The following is a 22,157-nucleotide window of genomic DNA, read 5'->3' on the forward strand; positions in this document are numbered from 1 at the left end:
ATCCCGGGCTACTTGACCTCGTACACCCAGATCAGCGCGTTCGACAGTTCACCGTTCGGGTTCCACTTGTACTGACGCGCGAGGCCGGCACCGTCGTACGTCCGCACATAGTCGAGCAGGTCCGGGCGGGTGACCTTCCCGCCGTCGATGCCCTTGGCCAGGATCGTGGTGAGGTCGTAGGCCTCGACCGAGTAGACGCCCGGCGCCTGACCGTTGAGCGCCTCGTAGTCCTTGGCGAACTTCTCCGGGGCGGGACCGCACGGGCACGACAGCTTCGCGCCCTTGGCCGCGCTGCCCGCCTGGGCGACGAACTGCGGGTCGTTGGTGCCGTCGGCGGAGACGAAGACCGCCTTCACGCCACCGGACTTCAACTGCTGGGCCAGCGGCGCGGCCTCGGAGTAGTAGCCGGAGTAGAAGATGGCGTCCGGATTCGCCGCCGCCACCTTGGTGACCGTCGCGGAGAAGTCCTTGTCGCCCTTCTTGATGCTGGCCGCGCACGCCGGGTCAGCGGCGGCGCCGAGGCCTTCGGTGATGGACTTCGCCAGGCCGGTGCCGTAGTCGGTGTTGTCCTGGATGACGCAGACCTTCTTGTAGCCGGCACTGTTTACCAGGTACTTCGCCACCGAGGGACCCTGCACGTCGTCGTTGGCCAGACCGCGGAAGAAGGTGGTCCAGCCGTTCTGGGTCAGCGTCGCGTTGGTCGCCGACGAAGTGACCGAGACCAGGCCCGCGTCGCTGAGGATCTTGCCGGTCGCCTTCGTCTCACCGGAGAAGGCGGGACCGACCAGGCCGATGATCGAGCGGTCGTTGACGATCTGCGGGATCACCTGGGTGGCCTTCTGCGGGTCGCCCTCGGTGTCGAACTGCTTGAGCTCGATCTTGCAGCCGGGGTTGGCCTTGTTGTGCTTGTCCAGGGCCAGCTTGACGCCGTTGACGATGTTGATGCCGAGCGCGGCGTCGGGGCCGGTCAGCGCGCCCGCCATCGCGATGGCCGTGCCCGGCGCGCAGGTCGCCTTGCCGTCGCCTGCGGGATCGGCCGCCGTGGCCGCGTCGGCCTTCGGCACTTCCTTGCCCTGCTGGTCGACCTGCAGAACCGGCTGGATGGAGAGGCCGCCCGCCCCGCTGGTACCCGAGGAATCCGAACCGCTGCTGGTGGATTTGTCGCTACAACCCGTCAGCACCAGCGCGGCGGCGGCGCCGACGGCCAGAACAGCTCGCGTCGAGCGACTGCGCCATGTCGAACTAAGCACGTTTCACCTCATCTAAGTTCTGTGCTCCCCCGGGATCGCCGAGGAGGCCGACTCACATCAGCCCGGTCAGAACATAGCGTCGGTACGTTAGTTCCGCATCACATTCGGATCATGCGCGCGACATCGTTTCGAATTCTTGTTCACGACTACGTTTCGTTCGCGTAAATTTTCCCGCGAACGGCGCCGTCACTTCGGTGTCAGGTTCTCCAGCACTACCTCGGCGACCGCCTTCATCGTCGTGCGGCGGTCCATTGCGGTGCGCTGAATCCACTTGAACGCCTGCGGCTCCGAAAGGCCCTGCGTCTGCATCAGCACACCCTTGGCACGCTCCACCAGTTTGCGCGTCTCGAGTCGCTCGGCGAGATTCGCGACCTCGCTCTCCAGCGCGGTGATCTCGTGGAAGCGACTGGCGGCCAATTCGATGGCGGGCACCAGATCCGATTTCGTGAACGGCTTCACCAGGTAGGCCATCGCACCCGCGTCACGGGCCCGCTCCACCAGATCGCGCTGGCTGAACGCGGTCAGGATGACCACCGGGGCAACGCGTTTCGACGCGATCTCCGCCGCCGCGTCGATCCCGTCACGGCGCGGCATCTTCACGTCCATGATGACCAGATCGGGCCGGTGCTCGACGGCGAGGTCCACCGCCTGCTGGCCGTCACCCGCCTCGCCGACCACCTGATAGCCCTCTTCGGTCAGCATCTCGACCAGATCCATGCGAATGAGCGCCTCGTCCTCGGCGACGACGACCCGCTTCGCCCCGGCGTCCTTCTTGGTGCCGGCGCCCCCAGCTGCTGTGCTCATAGGTAGACCCCTCTGGTTCCGATGCCCTGTACCCGACCCAACCAAAGGAAAGCCGCGCTCGCACGGGGCGAGCTCCGGCCATCCTTCGGGCTGTCGAGTGATGTAAAGAGTACCTTTCACTTCGGCATAGAACGCATATACCCTGCGCAAACCGCGCCTCCGCGCCGTTCGGGCCAACCCATTTCCGTCCACGCCACCCGACCCGCTATAGTTCCACCCGGTGCGCCGAGTTGGCGGAACTGGCAGACGCGACGGTCTCAAAAACCGTTGTCCGAAAGGACGTGTGGGTTCGAGTCCCACACTCGGCACCAAGGTGGAACGCGATCTCTGCGATTGCCACTCCCTGATCCCGTCACGCGGCCCCCGCCGAGCGCAAGCGCGGTGCCACACCACGTGATGCCACGGCCACGCCTCCGCCTAAACGTCCGGCGTCGTCGGCTGCCGCAGCTTCGGCCGTGGTTGCCGTGCTTCGGCGTCTTCGGCGGTTCTGATCACCTCGCGAAGGGTTTCCCGGGCCTGCGCCAGGTCGGTCGCACGGTGATCGAGCCGGACCAGCTGGGTGCGTAGCTTCTCCAGCACCCCGGGGCAAGGGCGCAGGGAGCCCTCGTCCAGAGCGCAGGGCAGCACTTGTCGAACCAAGCGCGTCGACAGGCCCGCGGCCAGTAAGGCCCGGATCTGCCGGACGGTCTGTTCCGCGGTGCGGTCGTAGTCGCGGTAGCCATTGGCCTGCCGCTGCGGTGTGAGCAAACCGGCGTGCTCGTAGTAGCGCAGCTGACGTTCGCTGGCGCCGGTGCGTTCGGCCAATTCTCCGATCAACATGCGACGTCACTCCCGATCTCTTGACCTTGCACTGCGTCAACCTTCAACACTGCACCCGCGGCCCTATTCCTCGAACGCCACGGGAGGCATCCCTTGATCATCGACGCGCACAGCCATGTTCACGACCCGGTGCGGACTCATATCGAACTCATGGACGAAGCGGGAGTGGACCGGGCGGTGCTGTTCGCCACACGTCCGCATCCGGAACGGGCGACCGATCTCGTGTCGCTCCGAAACGAGATGAGCGCTTTGACCGCCGCCCTCGACGGGCGCGGGAAAGACGCCGACAGCTACCGCCTGGCGTGGCAGGAACTCGACGCGGCGCTCGCGGCATATCCCGATCGTTTCATCGGCTTCGGCACGGTGCGGCTCGATCTGCCCGCGTCGGAGATCGCCGAGTACGTGTACCGCGAGGTGGTCGGCCGAGGCCTGCGCGGCATCGGCGAACTGACACCACAGCCCGACAACGCGGCGCGGATCGAACCGGTCCTGCGAGCCGCCGCCGACCACGGGGGCCTTCCGGTGGTGGTCCATGGATTCGCCCCGACCACGGCCCGGGACTTGAGAACTCTGGCGGACCTCGCACGTCGGCATTCGACCGTTCCACTGATCATCAGCCAGATGGGCGGGCTCAACTGGCTGTCGGCCATCGAATTGGTCCGTGAAATTCCGAACATGTACCTCGAACTGTCCACCGCCAACGTCATATTCGCTGTTCGGCTCGCGATCGACGAAATTCCCGACCGTACTCTGTTCGGCTCGGACGCCCCCTACGGCGACCCTTTCCTGGCCCGCGCCACGGTGGAACGCGTCACCGCTTCGGGCGAAGTGCGGGAACGCGTGCTCGGCGGAACCATCGCCCGGCTACTGGAACTCTGACACCGACCGGTCACTGCGATGGCCACCGCCGACACCCGCCGAAGCCGTGATCGACACGCCCCGGCCACTGTCGCAGCCAACCGTGTACCAGCGGATGGCGATGGGTACTCGACGGCCGGGGCGATATCGCGGATGGCGAGCATGCGTCCTCATCGAACCGATCCGAGTGTCGAATCGTTGTCCCTGTGGCGGCATTCGACATCCGGGGCCAGCGGAGGTATGCGATGCGAGTGAACAGGACCACCGTGGATCTGTCGGAGTATCCGGATCTGGTGGTCATCTATATCGGCATGCGGGTGCGGCGGCCTCGGGGGATGCTGCGGTTGCTCGGGCTGGGGCCGAAACTCTATCGCTCGCACAAGGATCGTCCGGACGGGTTGCTGCTGCACGAAGATCTCGTGTGGGCGCTGTTCCCGCCGCATTGGGGCGCACGGCAGTACTGGCGTGATCTCGAGAGCCTCGAAGCCTGGACCCGGACGGCGCCACATCGGGACTGGTGGCGGGAGTTCCTGCGCGACTCCGGCGGCACCGGCTTCTGGCACGAGGCGTACTTCGCTCGTGGCGGCATCGATGCCATGTACGACGACATGGACCCCGCGACAGGACTCGCGCGGTTCGCGCCCGTGGTCGCCTCGCGCGGTCAGCGCTTCTCCACTCGCGGTCGGGTCCAGGGCAGACCGGCCGGGGTCGAGCCCGTGGTGAGCGAAAACGTTTACTACGGCAGCGAATCCGAGTAGTCTGCGCGCGCTGTCATATCACGAAGCAATCACAATGCAGCGTTTGAATGCCTGCGCGCCGGGGTACAGCAAGAAGGAGAATCGAACAGCACCACTCCTCGGAGTGACGTACGTCGCAGGCCAGAGGCCGGAAGCGGCGTACTTCGTGTACGGCGCGCTACGAGCAGATGAATATGTTGTTCCCACATGTGGGACTAACGACTCATGCCCTTCTGATAGCCTCTGCGCCGTTTATCGTTATCGGTATGCACGTCTTGTTCGTCTGCAACGGCAACGTTTGCCGTTCGGTGATCGCCGAGCGGCTCACGCGCGCCCTCGCGGTCGAACACGATCTCCCCTACCTCACCGCCGAAAGCGCGGGAACCCGTGCGCTGGTGGGATTTCCCGTCGAGCCACTGGCCGCGCAGACCATCACCGGGCTCGGCGCCGACGCGAGCAACTTCCGGGCACGTCGCCTGAAGCCGGAGCTGGTCGACAAGGCCGACCTGGTGCTCACGATGACCGAGCAGATCCGCGACCAGGTGGTCGACCTGGCTTTCGGCGCCGGAGCGCGCACCTTCACGCTGCTGGAGGCCCATCGCATCGCGCACGTCACCGGCGCGCGCACGGTCGCCGAATTGCACCGGGCGCGCAACGATCTGTCGCTGGTCGGCCGGGAGAACATCGCCGACCCGGTCGGGCTGTCCCCCCAGGCGTTCTGCGAGGTCGGCGACCGCATCGCCGAGGCGCTGGTGCCGCTGCTGCTCGCGCTCGCCCCGCACGAGCAGCCGCGCTGGCCGCACGACGAGCGCCGCGGACTGGTGATCCGCCCCGGCGGCGCACCGGCGCCGCTGGCGACATTCCTCGCCGCCCAACGCACCCGGTGACCGCAGGCGAAAACCGCACGCGACAGCGCACGCAGCCGTCGCGTATCGAACCTGTTATCAACGGGCTGTGTTCATTTCCGCATCGGACGCACTAAACTCCCGCCGGACAACACTCTCCGCCGTTGCTGGTTCGACACAGGACAGGAATCAGACATGCCGAAACGCATTTCGGATGTTTCGCTCCATGTTTATGTGACACCGGAAACTCTCGAACGCGTCGTCGACACCGTGCGCGAGGTGGTCGACGACCATCTCACCGACCGGGACGTGTTCGCCTGGCGCTTCACCCTGCCGGTCGACGCCGACGACCCGGCCCACGCGGCTCTCGAGAGCCGCTGCCCCGCGGATCCGCCCGGCGACCGCTCGGACCGTCGCAGCACCTACGAGATCGCGCTCAGTCTGGTCGGCGCACCCGACCAGCTGACCGACGACCATATGGCCGCACTGGAACGCCAACTGCTGCAGCGCATCTCAGGGCTGGCGCGAACCGAGCCGGGATCGGATATCCCGGTCTCGATCCGCGCATCGCAACGCACCGACGTCGATCTCGACATCGATCGCGATCTCGAACTGCTGTAACTCCGGACCTCAGCGCCGCGAGGGGAAGTGGCGGATGAGTCCCTCTTGCACCGTGGTGGCCAGCAGATCGCCGCTGCGGGAGTAGAAGCGGCCGGTCGCCAGGCCACGGGAGCCCGCGGCCACCGGCGATTCGGTGCAGTACAGCGCCCACTCGTCGAAACGGAACGGGCGGTGGAACCAGATCGAATGGTTGACCGTGGCCGCGACGATGCGGTCCAGACCCCACGACAGCCCGTGGGTGGTGATGATCGAGTCCAGCACCGTGGTGTCGGACGAGTAGCCCAGCGTCGCCACATGGATCAGCGGATCGTCGGGCAGCCTGCCGTCCGCGCGCATCCACACCCGGTTGTGGTTGAGCCGCTCCCCCGTGCCCTTCAGGATCCACGCCGGATCGTTGGTGTAGCGCATGTCGATCGGATGCGGCGCCTTGACGAACATCTCCAGCTTGTCCTCCAAGCCTTCGAAGCTCTCCTCGACCCGCGGCAGTGTCTCCGGGTCCGGCACCTCCGGCTGGGCGTGCGCGTGCTCGAGTCCCCTGCCCCAGTCCTGGAACGCGGCGAGCATGACGAACAGCTCCTGGCCGTCCTGGCTGGCGGTGACCGTGCGGTTGGCGAACGCCCGGCCGTCGCGATGACGGTCCACCCGGTACTCGATCGGCTTCTTCACATCGCCGCCGCGCACGAAGTGCGCGTTGACCGCGTGCACCGGCCGGTCGCCGACCGTGCGGCCCGCGGCGATGATCGCCTGCGAGACGAGCTGACCGCCGAAGGTACGGCTCCACACCTTCTCCGGGTGCTGGCCGACGAACACGTCCTCGTCCATCTGCTCGAGATCGAGCAGGGCAAGCAGCACATCCAGGTCGGAACGCTGCGTGCCGTCCGCGACGTCGACGGGGCTGCTCAGGGAAGCACTCACTAATGGTCCTCCTCACCGATTCGGTGAACGTGGATCAGGTTGGTGGAACCGACGGTACCGGGCGGCGACCCGGCGACGATGACCACCAGGTCACCCTTCTGGTATCGGTCCATCGACAAAAGTGCTACATCCACCTGGTGGATCATCGCGTCGGTGCTGCTCACGGTCGGCACGATGAAGGTCTCGGTGCCCCAGGTGAGCGCCAGCTGGCTGCGGACCTCCGGCAGCGGCGTGAACGCCAGCAGCGGCAGCGGGGTGTGCAGGCGGGCCAGGCGGCGCACCGTGTCGCCCGACTGGGTGAACGCGACCAGCGCCTTGGCGTTGAGCCGCTCGCCGATGTCGCGGGCGGCGTAGGAGATCACGCCGCGCTTGGTGCGCGGCACGTGGGTCAGCGGCGGCACCCGGGTCGACTCGGTCTCCACCGCGTGCACGATGCGCGCCATCGTGCGCACCGTCTCGATCGGGTACTTGCCCACCGAGGTCTCGCCCGACAGCATCACCGCGTCGGCGCCGTCGAGCACCGCGTTCGCGACGTCGGAGGCCTCGGCGCGGGTGGGGCGGGAGTTCTCGATCATCGATTCCAGCATCTGCGTGGCGACGATGACCGGCTTGGCGTTCTCGCGGGCCATCTGGATGGCGCGCTTCTGCACGATCGGAACCTGCTCCAGGGGCAGCTCGACACCGAGATCGCCGCGCGCGACCATGACCGCGTCGAAGGCCAGGACGACGGCCTCCAGGTTGTCGATCGCCTCCGGCTTCTCCAGCTTGCCGATCACCGGCACCCGGCGGCCCACCCGGTCCATCACGTCGTGCACGAGCTCGACATCGGACGGGGACCGCACGAACGACAGCGCGATGAAGTCCACGCCGAGCTTCAGCGCGAATTCCAGGTCCTCGATGTCCTTCTCCGAGAGCGCGGGGACCGACACGTCCATGCCCGGCAGCGAGACGCCCTTGTTGTTGGAGACCGGCCCACCCTCGGTGACCCGGCAGACCACGTCGTTGCCATCGACGCGGGTGACGATGAGGCCGACCTTGCCGTCGTCGACCAGCAGGCGATCGCCGGGCTTGGCGTCCTGCGCGAGTTCCTTGTAGGTGGTGGACACGCGGTCGTGGGTCCCGTCGATGTCGTCGACGGTGATGCGGACCTCTTCACCCGTCGCCCAGACGGTCTTGCCTTCCAGGAAGCGGCCGAGGCGGATCTTGGGACCCTGCAGGTCGGCGAGAATGCCGACCGCCCGGCCGAGGTGGTCGGAGGCCTGGCGCACCTTCTTGTAGTTCTCGGCATGGTCGGCGTGCTCGCCATGGCTGAAGTTCAGCCGAGCCACGTCCATGCCGCTCTCGACGAGTTCGCGGATACGGTCCTCGGTGGCAGTGGCCGGTCCGAGCGTGCACACAATCTTCGTCCGTCGCATCACGGGTAGAGCCTAGTCCCGCTCGGTGGGCAGGTCCCGCCGTGGCCATGGTGAATCCTTGGTGAAAAAAATGAACGACAGCTCCATAGCAGGTACAAACGGATATTCAGCGAGCGACATGACGGGCCAACCTCGTTTCCAGCCGGGTCTGCCCGAACCCGAGGATCAGGCAGATCACCCAGTAGTACAGCGCCGCGACTCCGTAGAGCGCGAAGAAGTCGAAAGTGGGGGCGGCGGCGAGCTGGGCGACGCGCAGCAGTTCGGTCACCAGGATGGTGGAGGCCAGTGAGGTGTCCTTCACCAAGGAGATCAAGGTGTTCGACAGCGGCGGCACGGCGATGCGCGCGGCCTGCGGCAGGATGACCAGCCGCAGCATCATCGGGTACGACATGCCGAGCGCCTGCGCCGCCTCCCATTGCCCCGTGGCGACGCTCAGGATGGCGGCGCGCACCACCTCGGCCGCGTACCCGCCGACATTGAGGCTGAACGCGATCACCGCGGCGGGAAAGGGGTCTATCACGATGTCGAACTGCGGCAGCGCGTAGAACACGATGAACAGCTGCACCAGCAGCGGTGTGCCGCGAATCAGGGAGATGTAGAAGCGGGCCGCCGCCGACAACGGCCGCACCGGCGACATCCTGGCCAGCGCGACGAACAACGCGAGCGCAAGGCCGATGGCGAAGCTGATGGCGGTGAGCGGAAGGGTCTTGGTGACGGTGGCCTGCAGCATCGGCCACAGGTTGTGCCAGATGAGGTCCCGGGTGGCGGCGTCCATGAACGATGTCGGCTACTGGCTGACGTCTGTCCCGAAATACTTCTCGGAGATCTTCGCCAAGGTGCCGTCGGCGCGCAGCTGGTTCAGCGCGTTGTCCACGTCGGTGATCAGGGCGTCGCCCTTGCGCGCGGCGAACGCCTGCTTGCTCACCGATCCGGTCCGGCCCGCGATCTTCACGCTGGTGTCGCCGGTCTTCTTGGTGTATTCGGCGACGGCGAGATTGTCGTTGACGGTGGCGTCCACGCGGCCGTTCTTCAGCAGCTGGATGGCCTGCACGAAACCTTCGACGGCCTCGACCTTCGCACCCGCGTCGGTGGCGACCTTGCTCCAGTTGCTGGTGGCCGACTGCGCGCAGGTCTTCCCGTTGAGATCGGCGAGGCCGGTGACGGCGTTGTTGTCGGCGCGGGTGACGATCACGCCCGCCGATGTGGTGTAGGGCGCCGACAGCGCGTACTTGACCGTGCGCTCGTCGTTCACGGTCACCTGGTTGGCCACCAGGTCGAAGCGCTTGGATTCCAGGCCCGCGAAGATGGCGTCCCACGGAGTCTGCACGAACTCGACCTTCTTGCCGAGCTTGGCACCGACCGCCTGGATCACCTCGACGTCGTAGCCGGTGAGCTTGCCGTCGGAGCCCTGAAAACTGAACGGGGAGTAGGTGCCCTCGGTGCCGACCTTCAGCACATTCGGGTCGCTGTCACCGCACGCGCTCAGTCCGGTGGCGGCGACGATGGCGAGCATGGCGGCGGCGAACAGCTTGCGACGCACGGAAATCCTCTCTTCGGTGCGTGGACCTCCACACACGGCACGCGAGTCCGGTCATGCTACGCCCGGACCCGTGCGCGCGACAGTATCGCGATCACCACGCTCGAAAAGGTTGTGCTCATTGATTTCGCCCGAACGACCGGGAGGCGGGTATCCCCACCTCCCGGCATAGTCGATACCGCGGCGGTCAGTCGCGCAGCGGACGGCCCTGCGAATCGGGGACCTTGCCGACCAAGATCATGACGCCGTCGATGAGACCCCAGATGCCGCCGAGACCACAGGTCAGGATCGTGACCACCAGCTGGGCGATGCCGAGGCCGGTGTACCCCAGGTAGAAACGGCCGACACCGAAACTGCCGAGGAAGATCTGCAGCAGGCCCGCGACCAGCTTCTGCTTGTCCGACAGCGGAACACCGAACGGGTCGCGGCCCCAGGGCGCCTCCGGGTCGTTCGGGTTGTAGCCCTGCGGGCCGACCGGGTACGGCGCGGCCGGGTAGCCACCGGGCTGCTGGCCGTAGGCTCCGACGGGCTGGCCGTACTGGGGCTGCTGGCCGTAAGGGTCCGGCGGCGGACTGTACTGCGGCTGGCTCTGTTCCTCCAGCGGCTTGGTCAGGTCAGGGCCGGTGCCCGGCGGGCCGTACTGCGGGCCCCCGGCGCCCGGATTCTGCTGGTAAGGGTCGGTCACTCATGTCCTCCTCATTAGTGCGGGCACCCTCTTGTCGGCCCCCGGCCTCACTGGATCGCCGAACCGCGGCTCGTCACGATCACGAGTCATTGTCACCGGGAACGACCGGGTTGTCGCCTCCGGAGCGTTCGGCGCTACCAGTGGTTATCGCGGCGGATCGCCCGATCGTTGCCGCCGAGCAGAGTCGAGGCCGCCCGCGACGGATCGGGCCGTCGCGGCGACCGGCGGCGATCAGCCCTTGTCCGACGCGGCCGTGCCGGAATTCGTTTTCGCCGAACCGTTTTCGGAGCCATCGGGATGTCCGCCCAGCTCGGCAGCGGACGTCCCGGTCTCGGCTGCGTCGGCGGCGGACCCAGCCTTCTCGAATTCGCCGGTACCCGAGGACTTCTCGGTCGGCGCCGCTGCGGCGGCACGCAGCGCGCGGAGCTGCCACGGCCACGGCCGGGGGCTCGCGCCGGGTTGCAACTGCTCGGGCGTCTCGCGTCCCTTGGTGGCGAACACGAAGTAGGCGATCGCGGCCAGGAACACGAGGGCGGAGGTGAACGAGTTGATCCGGATGCCCGCGATCTTCGTCGCCTCGTCGGCGCGCATCAGTTCGACGAAGAACCGTCCGAAGCAGTAGCCGGCGACGTACAGCGCGAACAGCCGTCCGTGACCGATCCGGAAACGCCGGTCCACGTACACCAGCAGCACGACGACCAGCAGGTTCCACAGCAGCTCGTACAGGAAGGTGGGGTGCACGATCTTTTCGACCACGCCGGTGGAGCCGCCGTTCATCATGTCGAGCTGACCGTCGTCGCCCACCCGCCGGTAGATCTCCAGGCCCCACGGCAGGTCGGTCTCGCGCCCGTAGAGCTCTTGGTTGAAGTAGTTTCCGAGCCTGCCGATGGCCTGCGCCAGCAGGATCGGCGGCGCGACCGCGTCACCCAGAGCGGGCAACGGGATCTTGTATACCCGGCAGCCGATCCACGCTCCGATGCCGCCCAGCAGCACCGCACCCCAGATGCCGAGCCCGCCTTGGTAGATCTTCAGCGCGTCGACCGGGTGCCCGCCCGCGCCGAAGTATTTCTGCCAGTCGGTGGCCACGTGGTAGAGCCTGCCGCCGACCAGGCCGAACGGCACCGCGAACATCGCGACGTCCAGGATCGCGCCGGGCTGGCCGCCGCGAGCGCGCCAGCGCCGTTCGCCCCACCAGATCGCGACGATGATGCCGAGGATGATGCACAGGGCATACGCCCGCAGCGGAAACGGACCGAGCTGCCAGACGCCGCGCGCGGGGCTGGGGAGGTAGGCCAGCACGGCGCCGCTGACGCCGCCGTCGGCCAGGACACTGTCTGCGAGGACTCGTAACGTCACGGGGCCACCGTAGCGGAGATGCTCGACCGTCCCGCCACCACCGCACCGCCCTCGCCGCGTCGGGGTTCGCCGAAGACGCCCAGAGCAGGCCCGTGCCGAGCCCGATCATGGCGATTCGGCGGCTACCGGGTCCGGAGTCCGGGAGTCGGAGCCCGTCGGACGCGCTTCGGAACCGTGCGCTGCGCTGGACTCCGACCGGTTGCTAGGACGCGACGGTCGCCGACCGCACGCCTTCGGCCAGCTCCGCGGTGAGTGCTCGCACCGCGTCCAGCCCTCGGCCCGCCGCGCTCACCAGCGCCGAGCCGACGATGACGCCGTCGGAGTAGGACGCGATCTCGGCGGCCTGCTCGCCCGAGCGGACGCCGAGGCCGACGCCGATCGGGATATCGGAGTGGGCCCGGATCCGCGCGCACAGGGCGGGTGCGGCCGAGGACACCACGTCCCGCGCGCCGGTCACGCCCATGGTCGAGGCCGCGTAGACGAAGCCGCGACTGGCCTCGAGCGTCTTCACCAGGCGTTCCTCGGTGGACGACGGCGCGACCAGGAAGATGCGGTCCAGGTTGTGCGTCGACGAGGCGATGAACCAGTCGTCGGCCTCTTCCGGAATCAGGTTCGGGGTGATGATGCCCGCGCCGCCCGCGGCGGCCAGATCCCGCGCGAAGCGATCCACGCCGTACTGGAGCACGGGATTCCAGTAGCTCATCACGACGGCCTTGCCCCCGGCTTCGGTGATCGCCTCGACCACCGCGAACACGTCGCGCACCCGCACACCGCCGCGCAGCGCCTGTTCGGCGGCGGCCTGGATGGTCGGGCCGTCCATCACGGGATCGGAGTAGGCGACGCCGACCTCGACGATGTCGCATCCGGCTTCGACCATCGCGCGCACGACCTCGATCGAACCGGCCAGGTCGGGGTAGCCCGCGGGCAGGTAGCCGATCAGTGCCGCGCGGCCCTCGGCTCGGCAAGCGGCGAAGGTGTTCGCCAAGCGGGACTGCTGGCTCACCGGCCCTCCTCCTTCGGCTCGTCGAACAGCCCGAACCACCGCGCTGCCGTGTCCATGTCCTTGTCGCCCCGGCCGGAGAGGTTCACCAGGATGATCGCGCCCTCGCCGAGTTCCTTGCCCAGTTGCAGGGCGCCTGCCACCGCGTGCGCCGACTCGATCGCGGGGATGATGCCCTCCTTGCGACTGAGCAGCAGCAGGGCGTCCATCGCCTCGGCGTCGGTGATCGGGCGGTATTCGGCGCGGCCGACGTCCTTGAGGTAGGCGTGCTCGGGTCCGACGCCCGGATAGTCCAGGCCCGCCGAGATCGAATGCGACTCGATGGTCTGGCCGTCCTCGTCCTGCAGCAGGTACGAGTAGGCGCCCTGGAACGCTCCCGGCGTCCCGCCGGTGAACGTGGCCGCGTGCCTGCCGGTGTCGACGCCGTCACCGGCCGCTTCGTAACCGATCAGCCGGACCTCGGGGTCGTCGAGGAACGCGTGGAAGATGCCGATGGCGTTGGATCCGCCGCCGACGCAGGCGACGACCGCGTCGGGCAACCGGCCGGTGGTGGCTTGCACCTGGGCGCGGGCCTCCAGGCCGATGATGCGCTGGAAATCGCGCACCAGCATCGGGAACGGGTGCGGGCCCGCGGCGGTGCCGAAGCAGTAGTAGGTGTCGTCGGCGTTGGTCACCCAGTCGCGCAGCGCCTCGTTGATGGCGTCCTTGAGCGTCTGCGAACCGGAGGTCACCGAGATCACCTCGGCGCCGAGCAGGCGCATCCTGGCCACGTTGAGCGCCTGGCGCGCGGTGTCGACCGCGCCCATGTAGACGACGCAGTCCAGGCCGAGCAGCGCGCAGGCGGTCGCCGTGGCGACGCCGTGCTGGCCCGCGCCGGTCTCCGCGATCACCCTGGTCTTGCCCATCCGCTTGGCGAGCAGCGCCTGGCCGAGCACATTGTTGATCTTGTGCGAGCCGGTGTGGTTGAGGTCTTCGCGCTTGAGCAGGATGCGGGCGCCGCCCGCCTGCTCGGACAGCCGCTTGCACTCGAACACCGGCGACGGGCGGCCGGTGTAGTCGCGCTGCAGCCGATCGAGTTCGTTGAGGAAGGAGTCGTCGAGCCGGGACTTCTCGTACTCGGCGGTGACCTCCTCGATGACGGCCATCAGCGCTTCCGGCACGTGCCTGCCGCCGTAGACGCCGAAGTGCCCGCCCACGTCGGGCTCGTGGCCGCTGCGCTGGGCGACGCCGTCGCTGGCCTGAGGTACCGCCGCCACGCCGGTCACCGACCCCGCCGTGCCGGCTTCGGGCAGGACGGGTGGGTGCCCGCGGTCACCAGCTCGGAGACCGCCGCGCGGGGGTCGCCACTGGTCACCAGCCCCTCGCCGACGAGCACGGCGTCCGCGCCCGCGCCCGCGTAGGCCAGCAGGTCGGCGGTGCCGCGGATGCCGGACTCGGCGATCCGGATGACCTCGGTGGGCAATCCGGGCGCGATCCGCGCGAACACGTCGCGGTCGACCTCGAGTGTCTTGAGGTTGCGGGCGTTGACGCCGATCACCGACGCGCCCGCCTCCAGCGCGCGGTCGGCCTCCTCCTCGGTGTGCACCTCGACCAGCGCGGTCATGCCAAGCGACTCGGTGCGGTCGATCAGGGAGGACAGCACGTCCTGTTCCAGCGCCGCGACGATCAGCAGGATGACGTCCGCGCCGTGCGCGCGCGCCTCGTGGATCTGGTACGGGCCGACGACGAAGTCCTTGCGCAGGATCGGGATGCTCACCGTGGCGCGGACCGCGTCCAGGTCGTCCAGCGACCCGTTGAAGCGGCGGCCCTCGGTGAGCACGCTGATGATCCGCGCGCCACCGTCCTCGTAGGCCTTGGCCAGACTCGCCGGGTCCGGGATGTCCGCCAGCTCGCCCTTGGACGGACTTGCTCGCTTGACCTCGGCGATCACGCCGATGCCGTCCTCGAGCAGCGCCGCGCGGGCGTCCAGCGGCGCGGGAGCCGCCGCGGCGGCCGCCTTGACCGCCTGGAAGTCCAGCAGGGCTTCCCGAGCGGCCACATCCGCGCGGACCCCGTCGAGAATCGAGTCGAGTACCGTCATCTGGCTCGAATCCTTTCTGGGGAGACGGACTTGCTACCTGAGAATCCCCCCAGGCGCTGTCTCACCGATGCTGTCAAAGAATAAATGGACCTACCGGGCGCGTTCGCGCCGGGGCTGGGGTTGAACCATGCGGAAGGGCTCCGCGCAAGGTGGCACCCGCCACACCCGCCGCGCGGAGACAGCTCAGCGGCCACGTCGGCCCGCCTCGCCCGGGTCGGAATCTTCTGGGGACGCCTGCCCGGCCTGCGGTTCGTCGGTCGGGTCGGTGCCCGCGTCCAGCGCGTCCCACAGCACGCGCTCGGACAGCTGAGGTGCCGACCGGTCGTCCGGAGACTGCGCGCGCCGCTGCGTGACCTCGGCCGTGGCGGCGGCGCGCCGGAAGACCGGGTTGTCGTACTTGCCGGACAGCCGCGCCGTCTCGGCGGGCATGCGGGCCAGCAGGGCGCCAGCGCCGAACGCGGCGATCGCGCCGAGCAGCGCGAGCACGGCGGGGAACGCCGAGGTGGTCGCCGTCTCGACCTGCGCGCGCGCCGGGAGCTCCGCGAGCTTCGCGGCCCGCTCGGCGGTCTTGCCGGAATCGGTCAGCAACGCGAACGCGGGTACCGCGGCCACCGCGGCGACCAACGCGATCAGCACGCCGACCACGCGACGCAACCAGCCCTTGGTGGCCAGCACGGCCGCGATCGAGGCGAGCAGGACCAGCGCCAGCGGTGTCAGCGCCCCGAACCACACGCCGCCGTTCAGATGATCGGTGCGGGGCTGGGTCAGACCGTCCGACGAGGTGACCGTCACCCAGGTCATCCGGGACGACGCCCACAGCGCGGCGGCGGCGAGGGCGAGCAACGCCACTGGAGCGACGGGGTAGTTGCGGCGCGAATGGCCTTCCGCGCTCGCCGATCCGGCCGAGCCGTCGGCCGCTGGAACGGCTTGTGGCCCCGCGGTGTCCGGGGTCGGTTCTCGCGCTCGGTCCGGTTCGTCTCCGGGATGGGCAGCCGTCATCGCGTGCCGCCGTCCGCCGCGCCGGGTTCCGTGCCGTAGGCCCGCACCGTTCCGGCCGCCGCGATCGCCTTGAGCACCGCCATCGCCTTGTTGCGGGACTCCACGTCCTCGTACTCCGGGTCCGAGTCCGCGACGATACCCGCGCCCGCCTGCACGTAGGCCGTGCCGTCCTTCAGCAGCGCGGTGCGGATGGCGATGGCGGTGTCGGCGTCACCGGCGAAGTCCAGGTACCCGACGACGCCGCCGTAGACGCCGCGCCGGGTCGGCTCGAGTTCCTCGATCAGTTCCATCGCGCGCACCTTGGGAGCGCCGGACAGGGTGCCCGCCGGGAAGCACGCCCGCACCGCGTCCAGCGCGATCCGTCCGGGCGCCAACCGGCCCGACACCGTCGACACGAGGTGCATGACATGGCTGTAGCGCTCGATGTGCCGGTACTCGGTGACCCGCACGGTGCCCGGCTCGCACACCCGGCCCAGGTCGTTGCGGCCGAGGTCGACGAGCATGAGGTGCTCGGCGTTCTCCTTCTCGTCGGCGAGCAGGCCCTTCTCCAGCAGCAGGTCCTCCTCCTCGCTGACGCCGCGCCAGCGGGTGCCCGCGATCGGATGTGTCGTCGCCACACCGTCTTTCACGGTCACCAGCGATTCCGGGCTGGAGCCGACGATGGAGAACGCGGTGCCGCCCGCGCCGTCGGGGATGTGCAGCAGGTACATGTAGGGGCTCGGATTCGACGCGCGCAGCATCCGGTACAGATCGATCGGCGCACCGTCGTAATCCATCTCGAAACGCTGGGACAGCACCACCTGGAACGCTTCGCCCGCCTCGATCTCCTTGACCAGGCGGCGCACGCCCGCGCCGAACTCCTCGGTGGTGCGCTTGCGCCGGTATCGCGGCTCGGGCCGGTCGAACACCGACACGGTGGAGTCGGCGGGCGCGCCGAGCGCGGCGGTCATCCGGTCCAGGCGGGCCACCGCGTCATCGTAGGCCTCGTCGACGCGCTCGGCGGTGCCGTTCCAGTTCACCGCGTTGGCGATCAGCGTGATCGCGCCCTCGTGGTGGTCGAACGCGGCCAGGTCGGTGGCGAGCAGCAGCACCATCTCCGGCAGTCGCAGATCGTCCAGCGCCAGGGCGGGCAGCCGCTCGATCCGGCGCACCGCGTCGTAGCCGAGGTAGCCGACCATGCCGCCGGTCAGCGGCGGCAGCCCGGGCAGCCGCTCGGTGCGCAGCAGCTCCAGCGTCTCGCGCAACGCGACCAGCGGATCGCCGCCGGAGGGCGCGTCGGCCGGGACATTGCCCAGCCAGGCCGCCTCGCCGTCCACGACGGTCAGCGCCGAGGGGCTGCCCGCGCCGATGAACGACCAGCGCGACCACGACCGGCCGTTCTCCGCGGACTCGAACAGGAAGGTGCCCGCCCGGTCGGCCGCGAGTTTGCGGTAGGCCGACAGCGGAGTCTCCGAGTCCGCCAGTACCTTTCGGGTGACCGGGACCACCCGGTGCTCCGCGGCCAGCTGATGGAACTGCTCGCGGGTCGTGGTGGTGGGAGTGGACGCGCCTGCCATGTACTCATCATCCCAGGCCGGACCGACCGGCGATTGAGCGGTGCCGCCGACGCGGCGACCCGGCGCGACAAACCCGACAAATCAGGTCGACCGTCCGGTTCTCACGCGGTCGCCGAAGGTGTGGCGAGGCTCACTACACTCGCGGCGTTCCACGTCGCATGCGGTATCCATCTCGAGAGGAGACAACTGATGTACCCCTCGCAATCGGTAGCGCCCGAGGGTTCTCGGCACATCCCGAACCACAGCGTCCCGCGCCCGCACGCCCCGCGCACCGGGGGCACGAGTCATCCGGCCTACCAGCAAAGCGCCCCGGCCAACGCGCTCGCGTCCTTCGTCACCTACGTCAAAGCACTGGAGTCCCTCGACAAGAACCGCTTCCCCGACGAATACGCCGTCCACAGCGACCGCATCAAAGAGCTGAGGCCGTTCCTGCGGGCCCACGGCATCCTCGATGTGATGGCGATCAAGAACCCTGAGGTGGCGGCGCTCATCGGCGCGTAGCCGCCCTGCCCCTCGGCTCGTGCCCGATGACCGGCGCCGCGATCGGATCGCGGACAGCGCACGGCGGGCACGAGCACCAGGTCCGGCGCGCACGAAATACCCGATTCGACCGACCGCGCGGTAGTGTTCCCGGGTATGCAGCAAGGACAGCTCGCCCCTGATTTCGAGCTTCCCGATCAATCCGGCACTCGCCGCTCGCTCGACGCGCTGCTGGCGGACGGCCCTCTGGTCCTCTTCTTCTATCCCGCGGCGAACACGCCCGTCTGCACGGCCGAGGCCTGTCACTTCCGCGACCTCTCCGCCGAATTCGCCGCACTCGGCGCCACCTGTGTCGGCATCAGCGCCGACAACGTGGACACCCAGGCCGGGTTCGCCGAGAAACAGCGCCTCGGCTACCCGTTGCTCTCCGACGCCGACGGCGCCGTCGCCGCGAAGTTCGGCGTCAAGCGCGGGCTGCTCGGCAAACTCGCACCGGTGAAGCGGCAAACGTTCGTCATCGACACCGACCGCACCATCCGCAAGATCATCACCGGCGAGCTGCGCGCCGCCGTCCACGCCGACGAAGCGCTGAACTACCTGCGCAACCGGTAGACGAGCGCTGCCGGGCAGTCCGTATCAGCCCTTCGCATGGCCGCAGCCAAGGCCGGAGGTACGTAAAGAGCGCGCGCCGTGACCGCTTCCCGATGACGGCGCGGCCTAGGCTGGACGCATGACTTCGACCGACGTGCAGCCGGGCGAGCGCAAACCCGCGGCAGCCGTCTGGCGCACGCGGATCATCGTCGGCGCGGCGATTCTCGCGGTGCTGGTCGTCTCGTACTTCATCCTGTCCGCGTTCGTCCCGCGCTGGTGGGCGCAGCGGGTCGGGTCGATGGTGCACGGAAGCTTCGCCAAGGGCATCGGCTGGGGGCTGTTCTACGGCGGATTCTGTACCGTCGTCACGCTTTTCCTGCTGCTGTTCGCCGTGCTGGTGTGGCGGCGTAAGGCAGGCAGGTTCCTGGCCGGAGCGGCCGCGGTGGTCGCGATCCTGTGCGCCATCCCCAACCTGATGACGCTGACCATCGTGCTGGGCAACAGCAGTGCCGCCCACGCGGGTCAGCGGATCTTGGATGTCGACGCGCCCGCCTTCCGTGGCGCCGCGCTCACCGGCGCCGTCATCGCGACGCTGTTGTTCCTCGTCGCCGTGGCGCTGTTGCTGCTGCGCAGGTGGCGGCGCACCCACCCGGCGAAACCGAAGGCCGAGGACACGCCGCCGCGCCACGTGTGAGTGAACTCACGTCATGCGGCATCTTTATGACGGTCGAGCGAAGTCGTGGCAAACTCAATGTCGCGGGTGACTGTGCACAAGATTTTCGACAATCACTAGGACAACGAACAAAACCACGTCACTTGGCTTGAAAGAAGGCACACAGTGACGAAGTGGCTCGACCCGGTCGAACAACGCGCGTGGCGTGCGATCGTGGCGCTGATGACGCGGCTGCCAGGAGCCTTGGACACCCAGCTGCAGCGCGAGTCCGGCGTGACGCATTTCGAGTACTGGGTACTGACGCTGTTGTCGGAGGAACCGGGCCATCGCCTGCAGATGAGTGAGCTTGCCCACAAGGCAAATGCATCGCTATCGCGATTGTCGCATGTGGTGTCCAAATTGGAGCGCATGGGCTGGGCACAGCGTTCGGCGACGGCGGGGCGGCGCGGCGTGCACGCGGTACTCACCGACGACGGGTACCTGAAGGTCGTCGAGGCCGCACCCGGATATCTGGAAGCCGTGCGGCACTTGGTGTTCGACGGCTTGGACGAGGCGCAGAAGGCGCAGGTCGCCGAACTCGGCGAACTGCTGGCCGAGCGGCTGGCCGACGCACTCGACCGGCTCGGCGAACTCACGCCCGCGAGCCGGGACGACCAGCAACCGAACGGCTCCTGAACGTACCTCTGCCTTCACTGCGGCCATGCGCGGGCTGAGGACGAACGATGTCCGACAGCGCCCATTCGGGGCATCCCCGGTTCAGGATCGCGCGGCCAGGAGCACGTCCGAGTCGAAGCAGGTGTGCGTGCCGGTGTGGCAGGCCGCGCCTTCTTGGTCGACGATCAGCAGGATCGTGTCGCCGTCGCAGTCGAGTCGTACTTCGTGCACGTACTGGGTGTGGCCGGAAGTCTCCCCCTTGACCCAGTACTGCCGACGGGAACGCGAATAGTACGTGGCCTTACGGGTTTCCAGCGTGCGCGCCAGCGCCTCGTCGTCCATCCACGCGACCATCAGCACGTCACCGGTGGCGCGTTCCTGCGCGACGGCCGAAACCAATCCGGCGTCGTTGCGCTTGAGACGGGCGGCGATGGCGGGGTCGAGACTCATAGCACCGTTATAACAAGGGCGCCCGCGACCGAGCGCGCCGGGAGTGCACGATCAGCCCACCCGGGAGCGCTGGAGTTCGCCGAGCACCGCCCAGGTGCGCCGCTGGTCCTCCGGGGTGGTCAGATCGGTCTGCGAGAACACGACCTCCGTCGCGCCCGCCGCGAAGTACTCCGCGACGCGGGCCGCGATCAGGTCCTCGTCGCCGATCACCACGAGTTCCGCCGCCCGCGAGGCACCGGACAGCTCGATCACCCGCGCATAGGAGGGGATGTCGTCGTAGAACGTCGTCTGGGCCGCGGCGGCCGCACGGGCGGCATCGAGGTCGGCGGTGATCACGCCGGGCACCAGGACGGTGATCCGGGGTGCGGGCCGCCCGGCCCGCTCGGCCGCGGCGGTGAGCGGTGCGACGATGTGCTCGGCCAGCGCCTTCGGGCCGACCAGGAAGGGCAGGGTGCCGTCGGCCAGCTCACCCGTGACGCGCAGGGCCTGCGGGCCCATGGCGGCCGCCAGGATCGGCACCGGCGGCTGTGCGCCGGCCACCGCGGCGGGCAGCGGCGTGGCGGCGGTGAGCGTCTCGCCGTGGAAATCCACCGTGCCGGTGTGCAACACGGTGCGCAGCGCGGTGAGGAACTCGCGCAGCCGGGTGATCGGCCGGTCGAAGGATCCGCCGAAGACCGGGTCGGCGAGGAATTTCGCGCCCAGGCCGAGCCCGAGGGTGAACCGGCCGCCGGTGGCCGCCTGCGCGGTCTGCGCCTGGCTGGAGATCAGCAGCGGATGACGCGCCGTGATCGGCACCGCGGACGTGCCGACCGTGAGTCCCGGCACGGCGCGGCCGACGATCCCGGCCAGCGCGATGGCGTCGTAGCTGAGCGTCTGGCCGAACCACACGGACGACACTCCGGCGGCGAGCGCCGACTCACCCAGCGACACCGCCGTGTCCACGGCGTTGCCGGGGGCGTCGAGGGCGAACGGCGACAGCGCGATTCCGATGGTCATGCCCGATGCAACCGCGCCGCTTCGACCCGCCTTCCTGGTCGGCGAATTTCCGCCAGTCGCTACCGGACGACGATCTTCTCCGCCCGCATCGAATCCTTGACCTGGCCGATGGTCAGATCGCCGAAGTGGAACACGCTGGCCGCGAGCACCGCGTCGGCGCCCGCGTGCACCGCAGGGGCGAAGTGCTCGACCGCGCCGGCGCCGCCGCTGGCGATCACCGGGACGGTGACCGCCGCCCGCACGGCACGGATCATCGACAGGTCGAAACCGGCCTTGGTGCCATCGGCGTCCATGGAATTGAGCAGGATCTCGCCGACACCGAGTTCGGCGCCGCGCACGGCCCATTCGACGGCGTCGATGCCGGTGCCGCGTTTGCCGCCGTGGGTGGTCACCTCCCACCCGGAGGGGGTGTCGGGTTGCCCCTGCGGCACGGTGCGCGCGTCCACCGAAAGCACGATGCACTGGGAGCCGAATCGCTCGGACATCTCGCGCAGCACCTCCGGCCGCGCGATCGCGGCGGTGTTCACCGAGACCTTGTCCGCGCCCGCGCGCAGCAGGCGGTCCACGTCCTCGACCGTGCGCACCCCGCCGCCCACGGTGAGCGGGATGAAGATCTGCTCGGCGGTGCGGGTCACCACGTCGATCATGGTGCCGCGGTCGCCGGTGGAGGCGGTCACGTCGAGGAAGGTCAGCTCGTCGGCGCCCTGCGCGTCGTAGAGCGCGGCCAGTTCGACGGGATCACCCGCGTCCCGCAGGTTCTCGAAGTTGACGCCCTTCACCACGCGTCCCGCGTCGACGTCCAGACACGGGATCACCCGTACGGCCAACGTCATTGC

At 68.6% G+C, this 22,157-nt stretch carries 25 protein-coding genes and 1 tRNA gene; 9 read left to right on the forward strand and 17 right to left on the reverse strand.

Going from position 1 to position 22,157, the window contains the following annotated elements:
- Positions 1-8 precede the first annotated feature (8 nt).
- A complete protein-coding gene (locus ACIHAX_RS22695; protein WP_379255589.1) occupies positions 9-1,250 on the reverse strand; it encodes a branched-chain amino acid ABC transporter substrate-binding protein in 1,242 nt (413 codons plus the stop codon).
- Between the two features lie 186 nt (positions 1,251-1,436).
- Positions 1,437-2,054, reverse strand: a complete 618-nt coding sequence (locus tag ACIHAX_RS22700) for an ANTAR domain-containing response regulator (protein WP_039797267.1) — start codon at positions 2,052-2,054, stop codon at positions 1,437-1,439.
- 224 nt (positions 2,055-2,278) lie between these two features.
- Here ACIHAX_RS22700 and ACIHAX_RS22705 point away from each other — a divergent pair.
- Positions 2,279-2,365: transfer RNA gene (locus ACIHAX_RS22705), tRNA-Leu, on the forward strand.
- A 106-nt stretch (positions 2,366-2,471) separates the two neighbouring features.
- On the opposite strand, the gene ACIHAX_RS22710 is transcribed toward ACIHAX_RS22705, so the two are convergent.
- A complete protein-coding gene (locus tag ACIHAX_RS22710; protein WP_355078249.1) occupies positions 2,472-2,873 on the reverse strand; it encodes a MerR family transcriptional regulator in 402 nt (133 codons plus the stop codon).
- Between the two features lie 93 nt (positions 2,874-2,966).
- Between ACIHAX_RS22710 and ACIHAX_RS22715 the strand changes: the two genes are divergently transcribed.
- From ACIHAX_RS22715 to ACIHAX_RS22730, 4 genes are all read left to right on the forward strand, one after another.
- Positions 2,967-3,752: an amidohydrolase family protein gene (locus tag ACIHAX_RS22715; RefSeq protein WP_364430430.1), complete on the forward strand. Its 786-nt coding sequence runs from the start codon at positions 2,967-2,969 to the stop codon at positions 3,750-3,752.
- A gap of 224 nt (positions 3,753-3,976) precedes the next feature.
- Positions 3,977-4,489, forward strand: a complete 513-nt coding sequence (locus ACIHAX_RS22720; protein ID WP_364430433.1) for a monooxygenase family protein — start codon at positions 3,977-3,979, stop codon at positions 4,487-4,489.
- A 245-nt stretch (positions 4,490-4,734) separates the two neighbouring features.
- Positions 4,735-5,355, forward strand: coding sequence for a low molecular weight phosphatase family protein (locus tag ACIHAX_RS22725; RefSeq protein WP_355078252.1), 621 nt, complete (start codon positions 4,735-4,737; stop codon positions 5,353-5,355).
- A gap of 192 nt (positions 5,356-5,547) precedes the next feature.
- Positions 5,548-5,934, forward strand: coding sequence for a hypothetical protein (locus tag ACIHAX_RS22730; protein ID WP_364430437.1), 387 nt, complete (start codon positions 5,548-5,550; stop codon positions 5,932-5,934).
- Between the two features lie 9 nt (positions 5,935-5,943).
- Here ACIHAX_RS22730 and ACIHAX_RS22735 read toward each other — a convergent pair whose 3' ends face one another.
- The 11 genes from ACIHAX_RS22735 to ACIHAX_RS22785 form a co-directional block, all read right to left on the reverse strand.
- Positions 5,944-6,756, reverse strand: a complete 813-nt coding sequence (locus ACIHAX_RS22735; protein ID WP_355078346.1) for an acyl-CoA thioesterase II — start codon at positions 6,754-6,756, stop codon at positions 5,944-5,946.
- A gap of 92 nt (positions 6,757-6,848) precedes the next feature.
- Positions 6,849-8,267 carry a pyruvate kinase gene (gene pyk, locus ACIHAX_RS22740; RefSeq protein ID WP_355078254.1) on the reverse strand — a complete coding sequence of 473 codons (1,419 nt, stop codon included), beginning with the start codon at positions 8,265-8,267 and terminating at the stop codon, positions 6,849-6,851.
- A 103-nt stretch (positions 8,268-8,370) separates the two neighbouring features.
- Positions 8,371-9,039 carry an amino acid ABC transporter permease gene (locus ACIHAX_RS22745; protein ID WP_355078255.1) on the reverse strand — a complete coding sequence of 223 codons (669 nt, stop codon included), beginning with the start codon at positions 9,037-9,039 and terminating at the stop codon, positions 8,371-8,373.
- Positions 9,040-9,051: 12 nt separating this feature from the next.
- Positions 9,052-9,777 carry an amino acid ABC transporter substrate-binding protein gene (locus tag ACIHAX_RS22750; protein WP_356967892.1) on the reverse strand — a complete coding sequence of 242 codons (726 nt, stop codon included), beginning with the start codon at positions 9,775-9,777 and terminating at the stop codon, positions 9,052-9,054.
- Positions 9,778-9,988: 211 nt separating this feature from the next.
- Positions 9,989-10,486 (reverse strand): NINE protein, encoded by a 498-nt coding sequence (locus ACIHAX_RS22755; protein ID WP_364430442.1) that lies wholly within the window; start codon positions 10,484-10,486, stop codon positions 9,989-9,991.
- Between the two features lie 231 nt (positions 10,487-10,717).
- Positions 10,718-11,842, reverse strand: coding sequence for a prolipoprotein diacylglyceryl transferase (gene lgt, locus ACIHAX_RS22760; RefSeq protein WP_355078257.1), 1,125 nt, complete (start codon positions 11,840-11,842; stop codon positions 10,718-10,720).
- Positions 11,843-12,044: 202 nt separating this feature from the next.
- On the reverse strand, positions 12,045-12,845 hold the full coding sequence (trpA, locus tag ACIHAX_RS22765; RefSeq protein WP_355078258.1) for a tryptophan synthase subunit alpha: 801 nt from the start codon (positions 12,843-12,845) through the stop codon (positions 12,045-12,047).
- Complete coding sequence (gene trpB / locus ACIHAX_RS22770) at positions 12,842-14,107, reverse strand: tryptophan synthase subunit beta (protein ID WP_397279418.1); 1,266 nt, start codon at positions 14,105-14,107, stop codon at positions 12,842-12,844. Before trpB ends, trpA begins: the two co-directional genes overlap by 4 nt.
- Positions 14,104-14,922, reverse strand: a complete 819-nt coding sequence (gene trpC / locus ACIHAX_RS22775) for an indole-3-glycerol phosphate synthase TrpC (RefSeq protein WP_039797261.1) — start codon at positions 14,920-14,922, stop codon at positions 14,104-14,106. The genes trpB and trpC overlap by 4 nt, the downstream gene beginning before the upstream one ends.
- A gap of 183 nt (positions 14,923-15,105) precedes the next feature.
- A complete protein-coding gene (locus ACIHAX_RS22780) occupies positions 15,106-15,921 on the reverse strand; it encodes a TIGR02234 family membrane protein (protein ID WP_355078260.1) in 816 nt (271 codons plus the stop codon).
- Positions 15,918-17,477 (reverse strand): anthranilate synthase component I, encoded by a 1,560-nt coding sequence (locus tag ACIHAX_RS22785; RefSeq protein WP_397279421.1) that lies wholly within the window; start codon positions 17,475-17,477, stop codon positions 15,918-15,920. Before ACIHAX_RS22785 ends, ACIHAX_RS22780 begins: the two co-directional genes overlap by 4 nt.
- A 189-nt stretch (positions 17,478-17,666) precedes the next feature.
- On the opposite strand from ACIHAX_RS22785, the gene ACIHAX_RS22790 reads away from it, so the two are divergent.
- The 4 genes from ACIHAX_RS22790 to ACIHAX_RS22805 all read left to right on the forward strand — a co-directional run bounded on the left by ACIHAX_RS22790 (position 17,667) and on the right by ACIHAX_RS22805 (position 19,896).
- Positions 17,667-17,978 (forward strand): hypothetical protein, encoded by a 312-nt coding sequence (locus tag ACIHAX_RS22790; RefSeq protein ID WP_355078262.1) that lies wholly within the window; start codon positions 17,667-17,669, stop codon positions 17,976-17,978.
- A gap of 135 nt (positions 17,979-18,113) precedes the next feature.
- The gene (locus ACIHAX_RS22795) at positions 18,114-18,569 is read left to right on the forward strand and encodes a peroxiredoxin (RefSeq protein WP_356967800.1); all 456 of its coding nucleotides are present in this window, start codon (positions 18,114-18,116) and stop codon (positions 18,567-18,569) included.
- Between the two features lie 118 nt (positions 18,570-18,687).
- A complete protein-coding gene (locus ACIHAX_RS22800; RefSeq protein ID WP_397279424.1) occupies positions 18,688-19,242 on the forward strand; it encodes a permease in 555 nt (184 codons plus the stop codon).
- A 201-nt stretch (positions 19,243-19,443) separates the two neighbouring features.
- Positions 19,444-19,896 carry a MarR family transcriptional regulator gene (locus tag ACIHAX_RS22805; protein ID WP_356967890.1) on the forward strand — a complete coding sequence of 151 codons (453 nt, stop codon included), beginning with the start codon at positions 19,444-19,446 and terminating at the stop codon, positions 19,894-19,896.
- A gap of 81 nt (positions 19,897-19,977) precedes the next feature.
- Here ACIHAX_RS22805 and hisI read toward each other — a convergent pair whose 3' ends face one another.
- The 3 genes from hisI to hisF are packed head-to-tail and all read right to left on the reverse strand — an operon-like array spanning position 19,978 to position 22,154.
- Positions 19,978-20,325 (reverse strand): phosphoribosyl-AMP cyclohydrolase, encoded by a 348-nt coding sequence (hisI, locus tag ACIHAX_RS22810; protein ID WP_195082714.1) that lies wholly within the window; start codon positions 20,323-20,325, stop codon positions 19,978-19,980.
- A 51-nt stretch (positions 20,326-20,376) separates the two neighbouring features.
- On the reverse strand, positions 20,377-21,321 hold the full coding sequence (locus ACIHAX_RS22815; protein WP_397279426.1) for a TIGR03564 family F420-dependent LLM class oxidoreductase: 945 nt from the start codon (positions 21,319-21,321) through the stop codon (positions 20,377-20,379).
- A gap of 59 nt (positions 21,322-21,380) precedes the next feature.
- On the reverse strand, positions 21,381-22,154 hold the full coding sequence (gene hisF, locus ACIHAX_RS22820) for an imidazole glycerol phosphate synthase subunit HisF (protein WP_355078267.1): 774 nt from the start codon (positions 22,152-22,154) through the stop codon (positions 21,381-21,383).
- Positions 22,155-22,157: the final 3 nt, after the last annotated feature.

The sequence above is a fragment of the Nocardia sp. NPDC051929 genome, from assembly GCF_044548645.1.
Lineage (GTDB): Bacteria > Actinomycetota > Actinomycetes > Mycobacteriales > Mycobacteriaceae > Nocardia > Nocardia sichangensis.